This is a genomic window from Streptomyces sp. NPDC090032, from assembly GCF_044748025.1.
In the GTDB taxonomy this organism is placed as follows: Bacteria; Actinomycetota; Actinomycetes; order Streptomycetales; family Streptomycetaceae; genus Streptomyces.
In genome coordinates this window covers 1-21,789 of record NZ_JBIVFF010000026.1, presented here as the reverse complement: position 1 = coordinate 21,789, position 21,789 = coordinate 1, and the positions used below count along the sequence as shown (strand labels likewise).

Genomic DNA, 21,789 nt, shown 5'->3' with positions numbered 1-21,789 from the left:
CCATGGACCGGGACGACACCACCCTGCGCGTGCTGTCCACCAGTGACCTCGCCGGGCTGGACATCTCACTCGCCGACGTCGTCGACACCGTCGAGCAGGCTTACCGCACCCTGGCAGCAGGCAAGTCGGACAACCCGCGCAAGCTCACGGTCAAGCCCGCCGACGGCCACTCCGTGTCATACGCCATGCTCGGCCGCGACGGCGTCCGCAACGTCGTCGCGATCAAGACCTCGTACAAGCACGGCTTGCACGAGAGCCGCGACCAGCAGCACTACTACACGACTCTGACCATCTACGACGACGTCACCGGCCTGCCCGTCGCGATGATGGACTGCTCCCGCATCGGGTCCTTGCGCACGCCGGCCGTCTCCGCGCTTCTGGCCCGCGAGTGCGCCGCCCCGGATGCCTCGACCGCGCTGGTGGTCGGCACCGGCACCCAGGGCCGTCTCGCGCTGCCGTTCCTGCTGACCACCCTGCCCGAGCTGGACCGCCTGCTGCTGTCGGGCACCCACCCCGACGGTATCGCCGCCGTGCGCGCCGAACTCGCCCGACACTTCCCCGACCGTGACGTGGAACTGGTCAGCGACTTGAAGGCCGCCGCCCGGGAAGCCGACGTCGTCGTCGCGACCGCAGGCGCCCACACTCCCGCCGCCATCGAAGCGGACTGGCTGCGGCCCGGCGCGACGGCGATCCTTGTCGGCCACGGCCTGGCCCCCTCCACCCTGCACCGCGCCGACCGGGTCATCGCCACCAGCGAGGCCCAGATGCGCGTCACCGGCACCGACATGGCCGACGCCGACGGCAACCTGCCTGCAGTGGACCTGGAGCTTCCTGTCATCATCTCCGGCGTCTCCAAGGCCCGCACCGCGGCCAAGCAGCGCATCTTCGCCTACAACAGCGGCCTCGTCGTCACCGACATCGCCCTTGGGCACCGCTTCGCGCAGCTCGCCGCCGAGCAGAAGCTCGGGACCGAGGTGGCCCTGTGGCAGTGAACATCGAGAGCTGGCCCCGCTTGCCGGTCCGGCGGGATGCTGCCACCGAGGCGGTGGTGGCATCCGGACTGCTCCCCGAACTCGCCTACGCGTTCGGCGGCCCCTTCCATTTCCTGCTGCCCGATGCCTTCGCAACCAACCTGCGTGGCATGCAGGAGACGCTGTCCGCAGCCGGCGTGGACGGCTTTGTCTACTTCGCGAAGAAGGCCAATAAGGCAGCCGTCTTCGTCGAGCAGGCCGCCGCACACGGCGCCGGCGTGGACGTCGCTTCCACGGCCGAGCTGCGCGAGGCACTCGGTCACGCAGTACCCGGTGAACACCTGGTGGTCACCGGCCCCGCCAAGGACCCGACTCTGCTGCGCCTGGCCGTAACGCACGGCGCCCTGATAGCCGTTGATGCCCTCGACGAACTCGACGCGGTGATCACCACCGCACTGGCCGGCCGGATCCGCCCGGCCCGCATCCTGCTGCGCGTCCTGCCCCCGGCGCAGCCGCACAGCCGCTTCGGGATGTCGGACAGCGAACTCACCACCGCTCTGCAGCGGTGCGTCGAGGCCGGTGATGCCCTGCGGATGGAAGGTTTCAGCTTCCACCTGTCCGGCTATGCCCTCCAGCCCCGCGCCGACCTCGCAGCCCGTCTGGTCGAACGGTGCCTGAAGGCACGGGTGATGGGTCTGGAAGCCAGGCGGATCTCCATCGGTGGCGGCCTGCCCATCAGTTACACCGACGCGGACAACTGGCACACGTTCCTCGAGGCACAGAAGCCGACCCACTACCACGCCGGCAAGTCCTTCAAGAGCAGCGACTTCTACCCCTACCACTCACCGGCATCCGGAGCTCACGCGCTTGCCGCCTTGCTGGAAACCCTGCCCGAGGACGGTGGCGGCACACTCGCCCGGATCCTCACCGATGCCGGAGTCGAACTTCTGCTGGAGCCGGGACGTGCCCTGCTCGACCAAGCCGGCGCCACCGTGTTCACCGTGCGGGGAGCCAAGGAACGCGACGGCTACCAGCTCCTGACAGTCGACGGCACCAGCCTGAGCCTGTCCGAGCAGTGGTTCAACAGCGAGTACGTCCCCGACCCACTGCTGATCCCCCTCCAGCCCGACGCACCGGTCGGCATGTTTCCGGCGAGCGTCGGTGCAGCCACCTGCCTGGAATCGGACATGCTCACCTGGCGCAAGATCGCCTTCCCCCGGCAGCCCCGTGCCGGTGACCTCCTGCTGTACCCCAACACGGCCGGCTACCAGATGGACTCCAACGAGTCCCCCTTCCACGACCTGCCGCTTCCCCCAAAGGTCGTCATCGACCACACCGACCGTCCCCACCCGCGCTGGCGGCTGGACCGCCACTTCACCTGACCGCCGGTACGTGCGCACCCGTCGCCCTGCCACCCCCCTCACAGGAGTCTTCTGATGCCCGGAGCCCTTCAGCGGCCCGCCGTGGTCTCCCGCATATCCGACTTGATCGGCTACACCCCCCTGCTGGAGCTGGCCGCCACCGAGACCGGCAGCCGCCTGCTGCTGAAGCTGGAGATGTTCAACCCGACCGGCACGGCGAAGATCCGCATGGCCCGCGCCATGATCGACGCCGCCGAAGCCGCCGGAGAGCTTCGCTCCGGAGGGCGGATCATCGAATCCACCTCCGGAAACACCGGACTTGGCCTGTCCGTGATCGCCGCGGAGCGCGGCTACACCTTCACCGCCGTCGTCGACAACCATGCCGCCGCCGACAAGCTGCGTGCCATGAAGGCCCTGGGTACCGAACTGGTCTACGTCGACGCCGACAGCGACGGCGAGGAACTCCACACCGCGGCCCGCGAAGAACTCGCCGAGGACATGGCGCGGAACGAGGACAACACCATCTTCACCGAGCAGCACAACAACCCCGCCAACGGCGTCGGCTACTTCCCCGTCGCGCACGAACTGGCCGAAGCTCTCGACGGAGACATCGACATCCTCATCGGCGCCGTCGGCACCGGCGGCGGCCTGTGCGGCACCGGACGCGAACTGGCCGAACTCATACCCGACTTCACCGTCATCGGTGTCGAACCCAAGGGCTCCATCGCCTTCGGCGGCCCCGCCCACGACTACTACCAGTCCGGCACCGGCACCCCCGAAGGCGCCGAAATCGGTGCCCTGGTCGACTTCGACCTCATCGACGAAGGAGTCAAGGTCGGCGACATCGAAGCATTCGCCACCTGCCGGGCCGTGGCCCGCACCGGTCTGCTCATCGGCGGCTCAGCCGGCGGCGTCGTCTACGAGGCCCTGACCCGCTTGGCCTTGCTGCCGCCGGGCACCACTATGGTCGCCCTGATCAACGACGGAGGGGAGAAGTACATGGACACCGTCTTCAACGACGACTGGATGGCCGAACACAACCTCCTCAGCTCCGACGTCGAACGTGAAGTGGACGAACACCTCACCAAGCTCCGCAGGAACCGGTAACCCATGCTGACCATCCTCTTCCGCGACAGCCGCGCGCTCGGCGCCCTCGCCGTCCCGCTCATCCTCACCCAGCTCGCACAGGTCGCCCTGACCACCACCGACACAGTGATGATGGGCCTGCTGGGCACCACCGAACTCGCGGCCGGCGGCCTCGCCATCGTCATCTTCAACCAGATCCGCACCATGGGCGTCGGGCTGGTCACCTCCGTGGGCAACCAGATCGCCGCCGCAGCCGCCCGAGCCGAACAAGCCACCGGCACAGGCGGCAACGGCGGCCAGGACGCGGAGGAGGCAGCACACCACGAGGTCCGGGACATCGTCCGCGCCAGCCTGGCCGTGGCCACCCTCGCCGGCATCGTCGGCGCCCTCGTCATGATCCTCATCGGGCAGGGCCTGGGCTGGCTCGGCCAGGACGCGTCAGTCGTCGGACTCACGAGGACGATGCTCTACTCCCTCGCTCCCGGTCTGCTGCCCTGCCTGTGGTTCCAGGCCATCCGCCAGTTCACCGTCGGCATGCGCCGCCCTCAGGCCCTCCTGCAGATCACCCTCGCCTCCATCGTCATCAACGCGGCGCTCAACTGGGCTCTCATCCACGGCACCTTCGGCCTGCCCCGACTCGGCCTGACCGGCGTCGGCATCGCCACCTCCACCGTCTACCTGCTGTCCTTCATCGCCCTCTACCTCGCCGCGAAAAGGGACAGCACGCTGGCGCCACTCCTCACCCTCGACATCACCCGCGCGGACGCCGCCACTGTCAGACGCCTCCTCGGCCTCGGCATCCCGATCGCCGCCACCTACGGCTCCGAGGCCGGATTCTTCTCCGTGACCGCCCTCATAGCCGGCTCCTTCGGACCCGACGCACTCGCCGCGCACACCGCCGTCAACCAGCTCGTCTACATCGTCTTCCAGGTCGCCGTCGGTCTGTCCCACGCCGCGTCCATCAACGTCAGCCGCGAACTCGCCCTGGGCAACCACGAGGGCGCCCGCCGCATCAAGAACACTGCCCTGGCCTGCGCCGGCGCCGTCATGACCGTCGTCGGCATCATGTACGTCACCCTGCCCCGGCTCGTCCTTGCCCCTTTCCTCGAGAACGGCTCCGGCCAGGCCCTCACCATCGCCACCCACCTCCTGGTCGTCACCGCGTTCCTGCAGTTCTTCGACTGCACGCAGAACATCGGCATCGGCCTCTTGCGCGGCCTGAACGACACCAAGAGCGGTTTCCGGATCACCCTGATCGGCTACTGGGTCATCGGGCTGCCGGCGTCATGGCTCTTCGCCTACGGCCTGAACCTGGACACGGTAGGAATCTGGCTCGGACTCCTCACAGGCCTCGCCGCCACCGCCCTGCTCCTGCTGCGCCGCTACAACACTGCGCTCGCCGCAACGCAGCCCCAGCCCACCCCCACCGCAGCCTGACCGCCCAGCCCCAACACCACACAGTGCAGACAGACTCGCCTCCCCGGTCATCCACGCCGAGACCGGGGAGGCGTGTCTGTCTGCACCTGTACGAGGGCAGCAAGAAGCCCCTTCATCAGCCTGCTGGAATCGGCCGACGAAAGGGCGACGATCGCTAAGCCGCGCCTGAACCGGACAACGCGTCCAGCACACTCCACAAACTCGAACAGCCCTACGGCGCGCCGATCAGCTGCCGCGCGGCGTATTCCACGTACTCGTGCAGCCCGTAAGCCAGCGCGAGAGCCGCCATCGCCGTAACAACCACCATCCCCGCCAAGGCAACGGCGCCGGCCCGCCGGGCACCCCCGCGCGGGGCCGCCGGCTCAGGCAGAAGCAAGGCTTCGACCCGCTGCGGCACAGGGCCGCTCGCCGCCGACAGCACCGGATACCCGCCGACACGGCGGTGGGACGCCCCGGACAGAGCCGCCCGGGCGATAGCCGCAGCTGCCACCCTTCGATCGCCCACGACCGTGGCGGCCTCCTCGTCAGCCCACCGCTCCAGATGGAAAACCAACGCCTGCCGCAGGCTGCGAAGCGCAGGGTGAACGACAGCAGCCAGATCGACCACCGCCGACAGCAGATGATGGCGTCCGGCGAGGTGCGCCCGCTCATGCGCCAGCAAAACCTCGCGCTCGCCAGCCTTCAGCGACCGCACCATCCCGGACGTCACCACAACCCGGCCGCGGCGCCCCCGATATCCGGGAAGCGCGAAGGCATCCACGTCCCTTCCCGGGACCACCAGGAGGTCGCCCTCCCCGGTGCCCTCGTTCGCCGCCAGCCAGGCGCGCTCGAGCAGCGAGCGATGTTGAGACCAACGCCGCACCAACAGCACCAACTGCACCAACAGCACCGCTCCGGCCGCAGAGGCGAACGGCACCGCCGCCGGCCACACCTCCAGCACACGCGTGAGAGACAGCTGCTCCAACACAGCGAGAAGCGGCACGTGGAACAAGCCGATCAGCGCGGAGAACGTCGCGCCGGCCAGCAGGACGGCCGAACCCGTCAGCACCCAGCACGCCCAGCGAGGTGGCAGAACGCCGGCAAGACGCCTTGCGATGGCGGCCCCGCCCCACGGGAAGACGAGGGTCAGCACGACCAAGACCAACACGTACGTCATCCAGAGCCGTCCTCGGCCTCACCGAGAAGCCGCCGCAGCGTCTCCTCGTCGCTCCCGGACAGGGACGACACGAATCGCTTCAGCACCAGATCCCGCCGAGGCTCGCTCTCCAGCTCACGGCGCATCCTGCCGGCGACGAGTCCCGCAGCGTCCTGCACCGGCTCGTAGGCGAAACCGCGCACCACAGGGATACGGCGCAACGTGCCCTTCTCGTAGAGGCGACTCAGGATGGTGGCCATCGTCGTTCTGGCCAGCCCTTTGTCAAGCGCAGTATTGACCTGCTGTGCAGTCATCGGCTCACCGGCCTGCCACAGCACCGCCAGCACGTCCGCGACGAGTTCGCCGTGCGGACGCCTCTCGTCCCGACGCTTGTCCGACAATTCTCTCCCGTCCTCCCACGCCTCAGGCGGCGTGGCGAGCCGGACTCGGCTCACACCCTGTCGACGACTACAGCGACGTAGACGAATGCCGCACATATTTCTAAGGTATGCCTAATCTACCTCCCTCCGTGACCGGCGTGTCGCGGGTCACCTGCTTGTCCGTTCGGTGGCACGCACGCTGCCCCTGGGCGATCTTGTTGTCGTAGTAGGCCCGCGATGCCAGGTCGCCCAGGGCTGCGACCGCGGGGAGGAAGAAGACCGACACCGCCGCGCCCGGCCGTCAAGCTCCACCGTGGCGGCGGCGCCAGCCCGCCCACGCCGAGGCGATCATCTCGTCGACATCGTGCCGCGCAGACCACCCCAGTTCCTTGACGATCAGATCCGCGGAGGCGACGACCCGCGCGGGGTCGCCGGGGCGGCGGGGCTCGGTCTTCGGGAGAAGGCCGGCGTGGCCGGTGTGGGTGCGGATGCGGTCGACCATCTCAGCGACAGAGACCCCTTCACCGCGGCCGATGTTCACTGTCAGGTCCCCCGCAGAGCCGCCAGCGCAGTCCGTGGCGAGACGGCGCGCGGCGGCGAGGTGGGCGGCGGCGATGTCCTGGACGTGGATGAAGTCGCGTACGCACGTGCCGTCGGGGGTGTCGTAGTCATCACCGAAGATCCGCGGTGACTCGCCCGCGTCCAACTTTTCGAAGACCATCGGAACCAGGTTGAAGACGCCGACGTCGGCGAGCTCGGGCGCGGCTGCCCCGGCCACGTTGAAGTAGCGCAGGCAGATCGTGTCGATGCCGTACGCCGAACCAGCCGCGCGGACCAGCCACTCGCCGGCGAGTTTGGTCTCGCCGTACGGATTGACCGGGCCGCAGGGAGTGTCCTCCGTGACGAGGTCCACGTCCGGCATGCCGTACACCGCCGCGGAAGAGGAGAAGACGAAGTGCTGGATGCCCGCCGCCGCGCAGGCGCCCAGCAGGACCTCCAAGCCCTGCACGTTCTCCCGGTAGTAGAAGAGTGGCTGCGTGACCGACTCGGGCACCTGCTTCTTCGCGGCGAGGTGGACCACACCGGTCACGCCGTGCTCCGTGATGGCTGCATCAAGCGCCGCGCGGTCCAGTGTGGAGCCCTTCACCAGCGGTATCTCCCGCGACAGCCGCTCGGGGATGCCGGTGGAGAGGTCGTCGAAGACGACCACCCGCTCTCCGGCTTCCGCCATGGCACGCGCGACATGCGCCCCGATGTAGCCCGCTCCGCCTGTGATCAACCACGTCGTCATGAGCGCCACCCTAATGACGGGAGCGGCACGGTCCGAAGCCGCGTGACGCCGCTCGTTGATCTCCTGCCTTTCGCTTCCCTTTTTCTTTCCTCTCTCTCACCTGGTCTTTGTGGGGTGTGCGTAGCGTGTTCAGGACGGTGTGTGTCGCGCGGCACACAAGTGTGTCCATGGGTATAAGCGGCCGCTGGATTTCAGCACTTGAACCTTCGAGATCCCATTGCCTCTCGCAACATCACCCGTATTGGTCCCGTCTTCATCAGGAAACGTCACTTCATGACTATGTTCAGCGTCATCGTCACCGCCCTCAATGCGCAGGGCTACCTCCGGGAGTGTCTCGAGAGCGCCCTGAACGGGGCGGCTGCTGACACCGAGGTCGAGGTCGTCGTCGTCGACAACGCCTCGACAGACGCCAGCAGAGCCATCCTCGACGAGTACGCCGAACGGGACGAGCGGGTGCGGGCCGTACGCCTGCCATGTCGGCTGCCGGCCGGTGCCGCGCGGGTGGCCGGAGCCCAGCAGGTCAGCGGCGACTACGTGTTGTTCCTGGAGGGGCACGACTCCCTCATGCCGGATGCGCTCGTGACGCTGGCCCGCCGCGCCGAAGAGACCGGACGGCCCGACGTGATCGTCTTCGACCACGTCCGTTCGACCTGGTCCGACTCCGCGATCGGCAGCGGCGACGGGCGGTTGTTCATCGCCGCCGGCAGCGAGGTCTTCACCATCGAGGCGCAGCAGAAGATGCTGAACCTGACGCCGACGATGGCCAATCGCGTGCTGCGCGCCGACTTCTTCTCCGCGTACCAGGAGTTGTTCGGCCAGGACGAGTACGCCGAGGTGCTCCCGGCGATCGGCTCTCTGCTCGCCGCCGAACGGATCGCGATCACCGAGGCGGTGCTGGTGCGCCGCAATGCGCGCGACGTACCGGTGGGCAAGGAAGGACACTCCAACCTCTTCTCACAGTACGAGGCGCTGTGGAACCTGCTCGGCTCCGGGCCCGCGATGGCCGAGGCCGCTCGGATCGCCTTCAGCGGCATGGTCCGCCGCTACCTGAAGGTGCTCACCCTGCGGGGGAAGCCGGACCGGGACCAGGCAGAGTTCTTCCACCGCGCCTCCGCGCACTTCCTGCGCTACAAGCCCGCCGACTACCAGCGGCCCGCCAACCTCAACGGCGTGCGCCACGCCATGCTGGAGCGTGACTCCTACTCCGGCTACCGTGCCTTGCAGCTCGCTAACCGCAAGCGCCGCAGCGTGCGCACCCTCGCAGCCAAAGCGAAGAAGAAGGCCGCCGAGGTGGCGAAGGAAGGCGCGTACCGCGAGCAGTTGCGCCACCCGATCGAGGGGGACCTCGCCGTCTTCTCCGCGTACTGGGACCGCGGCGTCACCTGCAATCCCGGCGCGATCTCCGCCAAGCTCGGCGAACTCGCCCCGCAGATCCGCCAGGTGTGGGTGGTCCGACGCGACGACGTGCCCCTCGTTCCGGCAGGCATCGATCACGTGGTGCCCGGCTCGCGCAGGTACTGGAGCGTGCTGGCGCGCGCCAAGTACCTGGTCAGCAACGTCAACTTCCCTGACTCGGTGATCAAGCGACCGGGCCAGATCCATGTGCAGACCCACCACGGCACGCCACTGAAGCGGATGGGCACCGACCAGATCCCGTACCGGGCCACCTCGCGTGGCGTGGACTACGAGGCGTTGCTGGAGCGGTGCGCCCGCTGGGACTACAGCGTCTCCGCCAACCGGCATTCCTCCGAGACCTGGTCGCGTGCCTACCCAGTACCGTTCACCTCGCTCGACTACGGCTACCCGCGCAACGACCCCTACTACACCGCGACCGGCAAGGACGTGCTGCGCATCCGCGAACGCCTCGGCATCGCGCCCGGCAAGAAGGCACTGCTGTACGCGCCGACGCACCGGGACTACGAGGCCGCCTGGACTCCGCGGCTCGACCTGGAGCGGTTGGCAAAGGCCCTCGGCGACGATTTCGTCCTGCTGGTGCGCGGCCACTACTTCTACGACCGCGGCCACTCCCCGCTGCAGGAGCTGCACCGGCGCAAACTGATCATCGACGTCTCCAGGTACGACTCCGTCGAGGAGTTGGGCCTGGCGTCCGACGCGCTGATCACCGACTACTCCTCGGTGATGTTCGACTACGCCAACCTGGACCGCCCGATCGTGGTCTTCGCCGACGACTGGGTGACCTATTCCGTCACCCGTGGCGTCTACTTCGACCTCACCGAGCAAGCCCCCGGCGCGGTCGCCCTGAGCCAGGACGATGTCGAGCGGTTCTTCCTGGACGGCAGCTGGCGGGACGAGGCCGCAACGGCCAAGCGGGCCGAATTCCGGCGCAGGTTCTGCGAGTTCGACGACGGGCATGCCGCCGAGCGCGTCGCGCGCCACGTCTTCCTCGGGCAGGAGGCTGTCCCGCCGGTCATTCCGCTCGACCAGCGCGTGCCTGCCCCGACCCCCGAGTCGGCCGCTGCCCTCGAACCGTCCGCATAGGTGACGCCCGTGACCAGCTTCGCCCACGATTCCACTCACCGAGCAGTTCCTACCGGAGGATCCATGGCCAAGGCGGCCCCCGACGTCACCGTCACAGTGATCGGGTACAACGACGCCGAGCGACTGCCGCGCGCGGTGGAGTCATTGCGCCGCCAGAGCCTGCGCAACATCGAGATCATCATCAGTGACGACCATTCCGCTGACAACACCCCTGAAGTGGCACGGGCATTGGCGGCTCAGGACGACCGCATCATCTACCACCGCCTGCCGGAGAACAGCGGTGGTTGCAGCGCCCCGCGCAACGCGGCGATGGAGATCGCCAGGGCGCCGTACCTGATGTTCCTCGACAGCGACGACACACTCCCCGAGCGGGCCTGCGAGATCCTGCTGGAGGCGCTGCGCGCCGACAGTGAGGTTGACTTCGCGATGGGTGCCGTCGAGCGGGTCCGCACCGACACCGGGACTCTTTCCTACTGGCACCCGCACCTGTTCGAGCGCAAACGCACGGTGCGTGGCATCCGGCGCGAGCCCAGCGTGCTGTTTGAGCACCTGTCGACCAACAAGATGTACCGCCGTGAGTTCATCGACCGGCACACGCTGCGATTCCCGCTCGGCATCCATTACGAGGACCAGCTGTTCTCGGCGCAGGCCTACTGCCTCGCCCGCGCCTTCACCATCGTCCCGGACCCGGTCTACCGCTGGTACATATCACCGTTCGAGGCCGCTGACGCGCTGTCCATCTCCAACCAGCGCCACCGCATCGAGAATGTCCGCGACCGGGTCGATGTCGCGAAGCTCATCGACTGCTTCCTGGTCGACAGCGGTCACCAGGAGATCAAGACCGACAAGGACTTCAAGTTCCTCAGGCACGACCTGCGGATGTACACCGGCGACCTGCCGTACCGCACGCACGACTGGATCAAGCAGTTCAGCGATGAAGTCTCCCCGTACCTCGACACCCTCGCCCCCGAGGCGTTCCAACGCCTGCCGCGAGACCAGCGGGTCGTCATCCAGCTGGTGCGCGAAGGGCGGTACGAGGAGGCGCAGCTGGCGGCGCGCGGCATGGACAGGGCGGCCGGACCGCGTGAAGTCACGGAGGACGCCACAGGGCGCGTCTACTGGGGTTCGACGATCCCTGCCGACCCGGATTCCGCCCGCGAGCTGGAGATCACCGATCTGGCGCCGCGTAGCCGGCCGTTCCGCAACGCCCTGCTGCGACACGAGATCACCCGGGTCACGCCGGCGTCCGGCTCCCGCATCACCCTGGATGTGCGCACCTACGACCCGGGAAACCAGTTGCCGATGGGCTCGGTCATGGCGACGATCCACCTCGCGCCCGCAAGAAAACGACTCAGCACCTCCTTCAGGCTCGACCCGGTCCACCCGGGGCTCTTCGAGGGCACCGTCACCATCGATCTCGGTGCAGTCTCGTTTCCGCTGCAAGGCTTCTCCGGGGTGCGCCATCCGGTGCTCACCATCTCCCGGCACCGTCAGCAGAACACCGGCGTGCTGCTCGCCCCGCTGAACTTTCCCCGGCTGAACAAGAAGGTCACCCACCGCCGCGGCATGGCCGAACACCACGTCACCGTCGAGCCCGAGGGCCACGGCGGCGGTCGTCTCAAGATCACATGGGAGCGCGCGGGACTGCTGGCGAAGGCGGAACCGCACCTGCCCACGCTGCGCAAAGTCGCGGGTCCCGGCCTGCGCCAAGCGCGCGGTGTGATCCGTGGTCTGGTGAAGTAGGAAGCCGGTCTGTTTCCGAATGTGATCACCATCAGCAGACCCAGGCACGGTGATGACGTGCGGCTTCCCGCCGTCGAACCCGTGTGAGGCGGTCGGCGCCGCTGGGACAGCGGCCTCCCGTGCCCCCTCGGCGACGCCCCCGAGCTCCGCTACATGCGAGAGGCCGGGGGCGTCGTACGACGTCCAAGGAGTCGCGGCCCCGGAGCAGGACCTCGCCACCAGGGCTGGTTGCAAGCGGGAACTTGTTCTTCCGTGGCCCTGCGCCGGCGCCGCGTACCGCGTGAGCTACCGGAACCGCCGGAGGAGCCTGCGGGCTCGCCCCCTGGTGATACGGCCCAGCCCACGGGCACTGTCCACCACACGTACTCTGAGGGCCGATCCAGGCGTCACGTGTGCCTGCACGAACAGTGGGCGTCCCAGGCGTACGACGGCCCGGCGGCATGCCTGCTCGGCCCCCGCTGCGCGCACCTCGGCCTGCACGGCCTCTCCCCCGGCACACCGTACTTCGGCCGTGATGCCCCAGGCCATCAGGTCCGCCGGACCGGTCAGTTCACTGGTGCGCAGCCGTACCTCCGCGGCCCAGCCCTCTTCGGCCGGGACCAGCGGAACCTCAGTGCCGCGATCGGCACGTGTCCCGGACCGTTCCCGGAAGACGACGCTTACGGACTGCGGGGCGAGAGCGGCAAGCCTGCCGTACAGGTCATGCACCCGCAGGGTGAGCCGGGTGACCCGACCTATCGTCACCCGCCCATCGATCGCTATCGGCAGTTCGCGGGGGGCCAGTTCGTCGAAACCTTCCAAGCGAACGGACGCCGGGCCCGGCCCGAACACGGGCGCGGAGCCGTCGGTGCAGTACGGCGGCACCAGGCGCGGCGGCCGGGCCGCCAGCTCCACCAGGCGGCCGGTCTCCGCGGGCTCGGGCAGTGCCTCCAGAACACGGCCTAGCCACTGGGAGGGCACGCGTGCGGCGGCGTAGCCGGCGGCGCCGAAGGTCCTGAGGTATCCACGCGTCACCCTCCACCAGTTCTCCTGATATTCCCTGGTGCGCAGCGGCAGTTCTCTTGTGTACATGGCCACGTCGTAGTCGAGGAACTTGCCTTGAGCGGCGGCGACCAGATCCGGGTGTCCGGCTGTCCGCAGAACCTCCACGGCCTGCCGGTGGGCAGCCACCCGGTGCTCCCAGTTGGAAATCACCGCGCGGCGCAGAGAGATGGACAGACTCGACGCCTGCCTGCGGACCTGCCAGACGTAGACCGGGGTGTCCACGATCGCGAGCCGCGGCTCCGCGGCGTAGAGCCGGGCGGTGAAGACGAAGTCCTCGTAGGGGAAGGCACCACTCGGAAACCTGACGTTGTGCTCGGCGAGAAAATCCCGGCGGTAGAGCTTGTTCACCGACAGGGTGTCCCACAGGAGACCGGGCTGCTGTCCGATGCCTTCGAGTACCTGACCCGGCAGTTCAGCGCCGGCAGACCGGTCGAAGAGTTGGGGCTGCCACCCCGCGGTCCGACCGTCGGGCAGCTCACGGCGCAGGCACTGGCCGGCCACGACATCGGCGTCATGAGCGTCCGCGGCCGCCAGCAGTGCCTCGACGGCGCCGGGCGGGAATGTGTCGTCGCTGTCGAGGAACATCACGTATTCGGAACGTGCGGTAGCCATGCCGTCGTTGCGCGGGGTTCCACAGCCACCGCTGTTGCGCTCCCTCGACAGGACCCGCACCCGGTCGTCGTCGGCGAAGACGAGCAATGCGTCCCGGGTCCCGTCGACGGACGCGTCGTCGACGACGATGACCTCGGCCACCATCTCTCCCTGAGCGAGCGCCGAACGCACCGCGTCGGGTACGTGCTCCGCGTCGTTATAGACGATCACCACGACACTGACGTGCCCGGTGGTCGTGCAGGCTCGGCCGGACCGGTTCCGTACCGGGATTTCGGCGCCACGCGCTGTGCTGTCGCGCATCACGATGAAATCGCCAGGAGAGCTGCGAGGCTGATGTCGGTGCTGATCGCGCCGTTGGCGCCGAGGGCGTGACGCGGCTGGAAGTCGAGCTTCATGCGGACCCCGGGGTCGAGTGAATGCGAGACCTCGTGGCCGGAGAGGGCGACGTCATACGCCGACGGTCCGCGGGTACTCGCCAGGACTCGCCCAAGCCTTGCCTCGCGATGTAAGAGGAGGACGCGAAACGAGCTAGAGCGCGGTGGGAACGCGACCGCGTGGCGTGCAGGCGCCGGAACCGGCCCGCGCAACGAGCTGCCGGCGTGCTGTCCGTGGCGCGGGCCCAGTTGAATTCCGGCCGTCCTGGCTCCGTTGCGGGCGCGAGCGGTCAGCGGCAGCGGGCGGTCTCCAGAAAACGGCGCAGCCGCCTGCCCACCGGCTTCTCCACCCACCGGGCCACCGCGTGGGACAGCATCAGCAACACCACCAGCAGCGCGATCAGCAGCGGCCACCGCGGAACGTCGTGGCGGAACGCCCGGATCGCGGTGTACCCGATCTCGTCATGGAGCACGTACAGCGGGTACGTCATGGCGCCCGCCGTACTGAGCCAGCGCACGTCGAGGCGGGCGAGCGGGCCGACGACGCAGAGCACGAGCAGCGTCAGCAGCACGGTGAAGACCGCGACCGAGCCGGGCCAGGAGACGTGCCAGCCCAGGGCGTTGGAGGTCCACGTGGAGCGGCGGGCCAGCTCGTGGACCTCGACCAGCCAGGAGAAGCCGAAGACTGCCCATGTCTCGGCACGCGAACCGAAGCGATGGATGAGATAGAGACAGACGCCCATGATGAACGGCTGGCTGTACGACGGCTCGAAGACCGCGTCCCACGACGCGGAGCCAGAGAGCTCCGCCAGGATCGACAGCAGCGCCCACGCCAGGCAGAACAACAACACCCGCCGGTATGTGGCGCCGAAGATAAGCACCACTGCGAACAGCAGGTAAAACCGTATCTCCGACCACAGCGTCCAGTACACGCCGCTGACCTCGGAAACTCCCAGAGGTCTTTCGAACATGGTCAGGTTGACCAGTACAGCCCGGTGCGACTTCGGCTTCTCGACGGTGGGAGACAGGGTGAGCACGGCCGTGGTGACCAACACGCCCAGCCAGTACGCCGGATAGAGACGCGAGATGCGAGAGGCAGCAAACTGGCGCATCGTACGCCCCCACCCCGACAAGCAGATCGCGAACCCGCTGACGGCGAAGAAGATCTCGACGCCGAGGTAGCCGTACTGCGCGAGGTGGTGCGCTGCCGGGAACACCTTGGTGGTGGGCATCTCCCAGGCGCCCCGTGTGCTCCCGGCGCCGGAGGCTACGAAGTGGTACGCGACCACCAGCAAGGCGGCGACCAGGCGAAGCCCGTCCACCGCGAACAGGCGGCGGCCGACCGGAGAGACACACTCCGGTGGGTCGAGACAGCGGTGGAGGCGCCGCGCGATGCGGGCGGGCGGTGCATGGCGGTCGTCCGCTGTACTCATACGCGAGCTGTGCTCTTCTCCTCGACTGCATCGTGCTCGTTACCACCGCGCTCTTCGCCATGCCTATTCGAAGTAGGCCCGCAGCGTCTCGAAGAGCGACGTCTCAGCATCGTCGTCCGTGTCCCCGTCCGGATCGTCCTCCTCCGGCAGTAGATCTGTCAGGTTGCTGAGGGCGTCGTCGGACTCGTCACGGTCACGTGTGATGGACGTCAGCCTGATCATGTCTCCCTTCGAGGCAGCCTCTACGGCATGCGGCTCACCCAGTCCGCTCGGGGGCAAGCGGTCGCGGCGGCCGATCCCTGGGGGCTGCAGACGGAACAGGGCGCCGCGCGCCGGGAACGGCGGGACGGCGGCCGTCACTACGCTGACGAACGGAGGTAAGCCGACGCCGTGGTGACAGTGAGAGCCGAGTGAGAAGCGTCGGTCCCCTTGTGGGCAACACTGCACGACCGAGCTCACACTCACGGTCCAGTCGGCCACGGCCCCGGTCAGCGGCTCGCAAGACGGATCACCGGCGGCTCGAACTGGCCGTGCCGGTCTGTGGCACGGACGAGGCGGGGCGGCGCGTGCGCGCTTCCGACGATCAGCCCGGCCCGTACCGAGGGTGAGCCGCGGCTGCCGGCCGGCACGCCGGGCACGAGCTGCGCGCCCGCCGCGTTCCTCGCCCACGCCCGGCGCACCGCCCCGTACCTCTACGACCTGTGCACCGCGCTGGTCACCAACGGGCTGCGCCGCGGCGAAGCTCTCGGACTCGCCTTCGAGATTATCGACTTCACCACACGGCGCCTGTTCGTACGCCGCTCCCTGACCACCATCGACAACAACCGCCTCGTGTGGGGAGCACCCAAGACAGTTGCCAGCGCCAGCTGGATCGCGCCTCCCGCGCCCTGGCCGCCCTACGGCAGACGGCAGCGAGCCATCGGGCGCACCACCGGCCTGGTCTTCGCCCAACCTGACGGCAGCCCACCACGCCCACAACAGGTCCTCAACGACTTCCGCGAAGCCGCCCACAACGCCGGCCTGCGGCCCATCGCCCTCAAAGACCTACGCCACGGCACCGCCACCCTCGTGATCACCGCAGGCATCCCGCTGGTCCTGGTCTCCGAACTGCTCCGGCACACCCAGCTCAGCACGACCGCCGACCTCTACACCCACGTGACCGGCCCAGCCGCAGCCCGCGCCGCCCGCACCCTCGACGCCACCCTCACACGCGCCATCCGCACGCTGTGCTGGCATCGGCTCATGGACCGGCTGCGACCACCACAGGGAGGTGCCCGAGCGCCCCACAGCCCGCGTCAGGGAGTCCGGACGGCGACGCGCCAGGCGGCATCGCCCGGAAGTCTGAGGGTTCCCACCCGGGACTGCCGAAGCGTCAGCCAGGCGGAGAGCCGGGCTTCCGGGCAATGCAGCGGCCAGTCCTCTGTCAGGCGGAAGCGGGTTTTGTTTCGGCCGCTGACGAGGCGACGGCTGCCGAGTCCACCGTCCCGCCTCCTACGCTGTCGTTCCTGCCGCCTCCTCGTACGAGAAGGACGCTGAGTGCGGCCAGGATTCCGACCACTGTCAGGCCGACCAGGCCCCCCTTGGTGGAACCCGTCGTGGTCTCCAGGATGCCGAAGGCGGTCGGGGCGACGAAGCCGCCCAGGTTGCCGATGGAGTTGATGAGCGCGATGCCCGGGGCAGCGGCGCGGGCGTCCAGGTAGTTCTGCGGAATGGTCCAGAAGATGGGGGAAGCGGGCTTGAAGCCGACCGCGGCGACGCAGAGGGCGCCGAGGCCGAGCCACGGCGAGACGTAGACGGCGAGGAGTGTGCCGAGGCTGCCGATGAGCAGCAACGTGATCAGCAGGGGGCGGCGCTTGCCCATGCGGTCAGAGATCCGGCCGGAGACCCAGACGGCGGCGATCGCGAACAGCCAGGGTACGGAGGTGAGGAGGCCGACCTGGAACTCGGAGAGGTTGCCGATGTCGTCGACGATCGAGGGGAGCCAGAACGTCACCGCGTACAGGGCGACGTTGATCGCGAAGTAGATCCAGAGGAAGAGCAGCATCTGGGGGTCGGCGAGCAGCTTCCAGCGGGAGACCGTCGCGGTGCCGCGCTTGCTTTCGCGGGCGGCCTGTTCGGCGTCGATCGTGGCTGCGAGGCCCTGCTTCTCCTCGCCGGTGAGCCAGTCGGCGCTGTCGATGCTGTTGTCCAGGAAGCGGTAGACGACGAAGCCGAGAACGACCGAGAAGAGGCCCTCGATGAAGAACATCCACTGCCAGCCGGCGTGACCGAGGAGGCCGTGCATCTCCATGAGCGCGCCGGAGATCGGGCCGACGATGACGGTCGCCGTACCGGAGCCCATGAGGAAGATGGAGGTGGCGCGGCCGCGGTGGGAGTCGGGGAGCCAGCGGGAGAAGTAGTAGATGACCGCGGGGAAGAAGCCCGCTTCCGCGACGCCGAGGAGGAAGCGCAGCACGTAGAACATCTCGGCGCTGTTCACGAACGCCATGGCGGTGGCCACGACCCCCCAGCTGATCATGATCCGGGTGAGCCAGATCCGTGCGCCGAATCGCTCCATGAGGATGTTGGAGGGCACTTCGAAGATCGCGTAAGCGATGAAGAAGATGCCCGCACCGACACCGAACGCGGCCGCCGACAGACCGGTGTCGGCGCTCAGTTCGTCCTTGGCGAAGCCGATGTTGACCCGGTCCATGTAGTTCACGACGAACATGATGAAGAACAGCGGTATGACGCGCTTGAAGATTTTCTTGATGGCGGACTCGACGGCCGGGGGGTGCGGCACGGCGCCGTTGACGGCACTCTGGGGTATTGCGGACACGAGCGGCTCCGATCGTGAAAGCGGGGTACGGCAGGGGCGGGAGTCGGCCGGGGCCGGGAAGGGGCTCCCGGCGGAGAACTCCCGCAACCAGAGCCGGGGGCCGGGAGGAACGAACGCCCGGCTCCCGTCAGGCAGTGGGTGTCACCAGCGGGGGACGGCCGGGGTTTCCCAGGCCGGGTCGGCGACCCGCATCGCGGTCGCGTCGTCGCGCTCGCGCATCGTGCCGTCGTCGTCCAGCCAGCGCTGGTGCAGGACAGCGAGCCTGTCACGGTCGAGGGTGACGCCGAGGCCCGGGGCGTCGGAGACGGTCACCTTGCCGTCCGTGAAGGTGATCCGTTCGTTCAGCACGTCCTCGGACTGCCAGGGGTAGTGCGAGTCGCAAGCATGGTGCAGGTTCGGGACCGTGGACGCCACGTGTGTCATCGCGGCGAGCGAGATGCCCAGGTGGGTATTGGAGTGCATCGACACTCCGACGCCGAACGTGCGGCATATGGCGGCGAGTTCGCGGGTGTTGCGCAGGCCGCCCCAGTAGTGGTGGTCGGACAGGACGACCTGGACGGCGTCGCGCGTGAACGCCTCCTTGACCTCGTCGAAAGTCGTCACACACATGTTGGTGGCGAGCGGCACGTCGGTACGGGCGGCGACGGCGGCCATGTTGGGCGTACCGAGAGTGGGGTCCTCCATGTACTCCAGGACGTCCTGCAGAGCCTCGATGACCTTGATGGAGGTCTCGACGGACCAGGCGCCGTTGGGATCGAGCCGCAGCGGGCTTCCGGGGAACGCCTCGGCGAGGGCGCGTATCGCCGCGATCTCCTGCTCGGGCGCGAATACGCCGCCCTTGAGCTTGAAGGAGCGGAAGCCGTAGCGCTCGGTGAACTTACGTGCCTGGTCGACGATGCCCGCCGGGTCGACGGCCTCGCCCCAGTCGTCCACCTCGGAGGCGACGCCCTTCGGGTGCTCGCCCCACTTGTAGAAGAGGTAGCCGCTGTACTCGACGGCGTCGCGCACCTTGCCGCCGAGCAGGGCGTGAACCGGCAGGCCCTGCGTCTTGCCGAGTGCGTCCAGGCAGGCGACCTCGAAGCCGCAGACGACGGACAGCCGCAGCTTGTCGGCGGTCTGAACGCCTCGCAGGCCACCCACGTCCACCTGGTTCGTCACCCGCTCCTCGGCCACCGCGACCTCGTCCGCGAGGGTGAACAGGCCGTTGAGGTCCGCGACCGACCGGCCGACCAGCTTCTCGGCATACGGGCGGGCCAGCTCCAGGTACTTGGTGTCGCCGTAGGTCTCGCCGAGGCCGGTGATCCCGTCGGCGGTGGTGACCTCGATGATCAGGCGGGGGGTGTACGGCTGGTGCACCCCCTGGGCGTTGAGCAGCGGCGGGTCGGCGACGAGGATCGGGGTCAGCCGGACGTCGGTGATCGTCAGGTCGTTCATCGGGCGGCTCCAACGAGGTTCAGGCCGGTGGTGAGCAGTGTTTCGAGGTCGGCGAGGTCCGAGGGGGTCGGGTCGGTGAGAGGCGCGCGGACCGGTCCGACCGGGCGGCCGCGCAGCCGGGCCGCCGCCTTGACCAGGGACACCGCATACCCGGGCCGCCGGTCGCGCAGCTCCACGAAGGGCACGTAGAAGTCGGCGAGCAGCTTGTCGACGCGGCTGTCGTCGCCTGCCGACAGGGCCTGGAAGAAGGCGTTGGCGATCTCCGGGGCGAAGGCATGGACGGCCGAGGAGTAGGCGGGGATGCCGACCGTCGCATAGGCGCGGGCCTGGAGCTCGGCTGTCGGGGCGCCGTTGAAGAAGAGGAAGCCGTCGGGAGCGGCGAGGGTGCCGCGCTGAAGCCGGTCGAGGTCGCTGTGGCCGTCCTTGAGGCCGATGACGCCGGGGATCGCGGCGATCCGGCGCACGGTCTCGGCGTCGTACGTCACGTGGTCGCGCTGGTAGGCGATGAGTGGCAGCCGGGTGCGGTCGGCGATCCGGCGGAGTTGCTCGACCAGCCCGTCCTGTGGGGCCTTGTTGAGGTAGTGCGGCAGGACGAGGAGTGCGTCGGCTCCGGCATCCTCGGCGATACGGGCGAAACGCAGCGCCTGGGCGTAGCCGTAGCCGGTTCCGGCCACGACCGGGACGCGGCCCGCCGTCACCTCCACGGCGGTCGCGACGACCTGGCCGTACTCGTCCTCGTCGAGTGCGCTGAACTCCCCCGTGCCGCAGGCCGGAAAGAGCGCGCCGGGGTTCGTCTCCAGTTGCCCGGCGAGATAGCTGCGAAAGCCGTCGAGGTCGAGCGATCCGTCGGCCTGGAAGCTGGTGAGCGGGAACGACAGCACGGCCTGGGCCATGCCGGCGCGCAGCCGCGCCGCAGTGTCGGCGAGGGGGGTCCGCGTCACCATGCCGTCTCCGTATGTAGATGATGTTCGCACATGGGGATGGACAGTAGGCTCGGGAAACCACCCCGTCAATGGGTTCGAGCAGGCGTTTCGGCATCAAGTGCAGGCGGGGACACGCAGGTCGGGACGGTACGTACGATCGACCCATGTCCGAATCTGTTGAGCCCGTGGTCCGGCCGTCCGAGTCCGGCGTGCGGGAGGTGAAGTCGGCCGCTCGCACGGTCGAACTGCTCGAACTCCTCGCCGACCGCGGCGACCGGCCCGCCCGGCTGCAGGAACTCGCCGCCGAGTTGGGCGTCCCCCGCAGCTCCATGTACGCGCTGCTGCAGACCCTGATCGCACGCGGCTGGGTACGCACCGACGCCACCGGCTCGCTCTACGGAATCGGCCTGCGCACATTGCTCACCGGCACCACCTATCTGGACACCGACCCCGTGGTCCGCGTGGTGCGCCCGTACCTGGACGATGCCTCCGAGCAACTCGGCGAGACCATCCATCTGGCCCGCCTCGACGGCATGGACATCGCCTACCTGGCGACCCGCGAGTCGCACGAGTATCTGCGCACCATCAGCCGCGTGGGGCGCTGGCTCCCCGCCCACGCAGGCGCACTCGGCAAGGCGCTGCTGGCCGAACACCCGGACGCGGCACTGCCCGACGCACCGTACGAGGCACTGACCCCACGCACCCACACCACACTGGCCGCGCTCGTCGCCGACCTCGCGCAGGTCCGGGCGCGCGGCTACTCGATCGACCGCGAGGAGGGCGTCACCGGCATCGTCGGATTCGGCTTCGCTCTGCGCGTGAACGGCGAAGCGCCGCCGCAGGACGCGATCAGCTGCTCGGTGCCGGTGGCGCGGCTCACCGAGGCGCGCGAAAGGCGGATTGTGACCGTGATGCAGAAGGTGCGCGAGGACATCGAGGCAAGACTCGCGCAGGGCACAGGCGCGGGCGGGGTCGACTGGCGCTGAGCCCCGCGCGTACGGACGCCCCTCGGGCGGGCTTCACGTCTGGTACCGGCCCGATCCTGCCGTCGGGTGGCAGTGCTCGCAGCTGTCCTCTGGACGGCGAACCCCGCCTCCGGAGCCGGCGCCTTCGACTACACCGCCTGCGACGGCGGACAGATCTCGACGACGATCTGGAACGACGGCCACGGCGACATCTTCAGCCTCAACAAGCCGGCGGGGATCGACCGCTGTGAGGCGGCGGGCGCCGCCGGCCGCACATGGAGCA

General features: G+C 68.6%; 17 protein-coding genes and 1 pseudogene. 9 read left to right on the top strand and 9 right to left on the bottom strand.

Going from position 1 to position 21,789, the window contains the following annotated elements:
• Nucleotides 1-2 precede the first annotated feature (2 nt).
• From ACIPWY_RS39050 to ACIPWY_RS39035, 4 genes are read left to right on the top strand one after another with little or no spacing between them, the layout of a single operon-like run.
• On the top strand, nucleotides 3-992 hold the full coding sequence (locus ACIPWY_RS39050) for an ornithine cyclodeaminase family protein (protein ID WP_362909529.1): 990 nt from the start codon (nucleotides 3-5) through the stop codon (nucleotides 990-992).
• Nucleotides 983-2,353 carry a Y4yA family PLP-dependent enzyme gene (locus tag ACIPWY_RS39045; protein WP_393705947.1) on the top strand — a complete coding sequence of 457 codons (1,371 nt, stop codon included), beginning with the start codon at nucleotides 983-985 and terminating at the stop codon, nucleotides 2,351-2,353. Before ACIPWY_RS39050 ends, ACIPWY_RS39045 begins: the two co-directional genes overlap by 10 nt.
• Nucleotides 2,354-2,407: 54 nt before the next feature.
• A complete protein-coding gene (locus ACIPWY_RS39040) occupies nucleotides 2,408-3,439 on the top strand; it encodes a cysteine synthase family protein (protein WP_362909525.1) in 1,032 nt (343 codons plus the stop codon).
• Between the two features lie 3 nt (nucleotides 3,440-3,442).
• Entirely contained in the window at nucleotides 3,443-4,855 is a 1,413-nt protein-coding gene (locus tag ACIPWY_RS39035; protein ID WP_362909523.1) for an MATE family efflux transporter, read from the top strand.
• A gap of 211 nt (nucleotides 4,856-5,066) precedes the next feature.
• Here ACIPWY_RS39035 and ACIPWY_RS39030 read toward each other — a convergent pair whose 3' ends face one another.
• From ACIPWY_RS39030 to galE, 3 genes are all read right to left on the bottom strand, one after another.
• Nucleotides 5,067-6,011, bottom strand: a complete 945-nt coding sequence (locus tag ACIPWY_RS39030; protein ID WP_362909522.1) for a M56 family metallopeptidase — start codon at nucleotides 6,009-6,011, stop codon at nucleotides 5,067-5,069.
• Entirely contained in the window at nucleotides 6,008-6,391 is a 384-nt protein-coding gene (locus tag ACIPWY_RS39025) for a BlaI/MecI/CopY family transcriptional regulator (protein WP_362909520.1), read from the bottom strand. Before ACIPWY_RS39025 ends, ACIPWY_RS39030 begins: the two co-directional genes overlap by 4 nt.
• Nucleotides 6,392-6,671: 280 nt before the next feature.
• Entirely contained in the window at nucleotides 6,672-7,661 is a 990-nt protein-coding gene (gene galE / locus ACIPWY_RS39020; RefSeq protein WP_393705946.1) for a UDP-glucose 4-epimerase GalE, read from the bottom strand.
• Nucleotides 7,662-7,934: 273 nt separating this feature from the next.
• Between galE and ACIPWY_RS39015 the strand changes: the two genes are divergently transcribed.
• Together ACIPWY_RS39015 and ACIPWY_RS39010 are read left to right on the top strand one after the other, a co-directional pair.
• Nucleotides 7,935-10,160, top strand: a complete 2,226-nt coding sequence (locus ACIPWY_RS39015; RefSeq protein ID WP_393705945.1) for a CDP-glycerol glycerophosphotransferase family protein — start codon at nucleotides 7,935-7,937, stop codon at nucleotides 10,158-10,160.
• 63 nt (nucleotides 10,161-10,223) lie between these two features.
• On the top strand, nucleotides 10,224-11,903 hold the full coding sequence (locus ACIPWY_RS39010) for a glycosyltransferase family 2 protein (RefSeq protein ID WP_393705944.1): 1,680 nt from the start codon (nucleotides 10,224-10,226) through the stop codon (nucleotides 11,901-11,903).
• 285 nt (nucleotides 11,904-12,188) lie between these two features.
• Here the strand turns inward: ACIPWY_RS39010 and ACIPWY_RS39005 are convergent, their stop codons facing one another.
• From ACIPWY_RS39005 to ACIPWY_RS38995, 3 genes are all read right to left on the bottom strand, one after another.
• Nucleotides 12,189-13,772, bottom strand: a complete 1,584-nt coding sequence (locus ACIPWY_RS39005; protein ID WP_401536949.1) for a glycosyltransferase — start codon at nucleotides 13,770-13,772, stop codon at nucleotides 12,189-12,191.
• Between the two features lie 451 nt (nucleotides 13,773-14,223).
• Nucleotides 14,224-15,366: an acyltransferase family protein gene (locus ACIPWY_RS39000; RefSeq protein WP_393705942.1), complete on the bottom strand. Its 1,143-nt coding sequence runs from the start codon at nucleotides 15,364-15,366 to the stop codon at nucleotides 14,224-14,226.
• A 63-nt stretch (nucleotides 15,367-15,429) separates the two neighbouring features.
• Nucleotides 15,430-15,588: a hypothetical protein gene (locus tag ACIPWY_RS38995; protein ID WP_393705941.1), complete on the bottom strand. Its 159-nt coding sequence runs from the start codon at nucleotides 15,586-15,588 to the stop codon at nucleotides 15,430-15,432.
• Nucleotides 15,589-15,906: 318 nt separating this feature from the next.
• Here ACIPWY_RS38995 and ACIPWY_RS38990 point away from each other — a divergent pair, with 318 nt between their 5' ends.
• Nucleotides 15,907-16,902 (top strand): site-specific integrase, encoded by a 996-nt coding sequence (locus tag ACIPWY_RS38990; RefSeq protein WP_393705940.1) that lies wholly within the window; start codon nucleotides 15,907-15,909, stop codon nucleotides 16,900-16,902.
• On the opposite strand, the gene ACIPWY_RS38985 is transcribed toward ACIPWY_RS38990, so the two are convergent.
• The 3 genes from ACIPWY_RS38985 to ACIPWY_RS38975 all read right to left on the bottom strand — a co-directional run bounded on the left by ACIPWY_RS38985 (nucleotide 16,790) and on the right by ACIPWY_RS38975 (nucleotide 20,562).
• Entirely contained in the window at nucleotides 16,790-18,184 is a 1,395-nt protein-coding gene (locus ACIPWY_RS38985; RefSeq protein WP_393705939.1) for an MFS transporter, read from the bottom strand. The genes ACIPWY_RS38990 and ACIPWY_RS38985 overlap by 113 nt on opposite strands.
• Before the next feature lie 141 nt (nucleotides 18,185-18,325).
• Nucleotides 18,326-19,618, bottom strand: a complete 1,293-nt coding sequence (locus tag ACIPWY_RS38980; protein WP_362909502.1) for a glucarate dehydratase family protein — start codon at nucleotides 19,616-19,618, stop codon at nucleotides 18,326-18,328.
• Complete coding sequence (locus ACIPWY_RS38975) at nucleotides 19,615-20,562, bottom strand: 5-dehydro-4-deoxyglucarate dehydratase (protein WP_393705938.1); 948 nt, start codon at nucleotides 20,560-20,562, stop codon at nucleotides 19,615-19,617. Before ACIPWY_RS38975 ends, ACIPWY_RS38980 begins: the two co-directional genes overlap by 4 nt.
• A gap of 143 nt (nucleotides 20,563-20,705) precedes the next feature.
• Between ACIPWY_RS38975 and ACIPWY_RS38970 the strand changes: the two genes are divergently transcribed.
• Both ACIPWY_RS38970 and ACIPWY_RS38965 read left to right on the top strand, forming a co-directional pair.
• Nucleotides 20,706-21,527, top strand: a complete 822-nt coding sequence (locus ACIPWY_RS38970; protein WP_362909498.1) for an IclR family transcriptional regulator — start codon at nucleotides 20,706-20,708, stop codon at nucleotides 21,525-21,527.
• Between the two features lie 66 nt (nucleotides 21,528-21,593).
• Nucleotides 21,594-21,789, top strand: a pseudogene (locus tag ACIPWY_RS38965) (hypothetical protein); the annotation flags it as partial.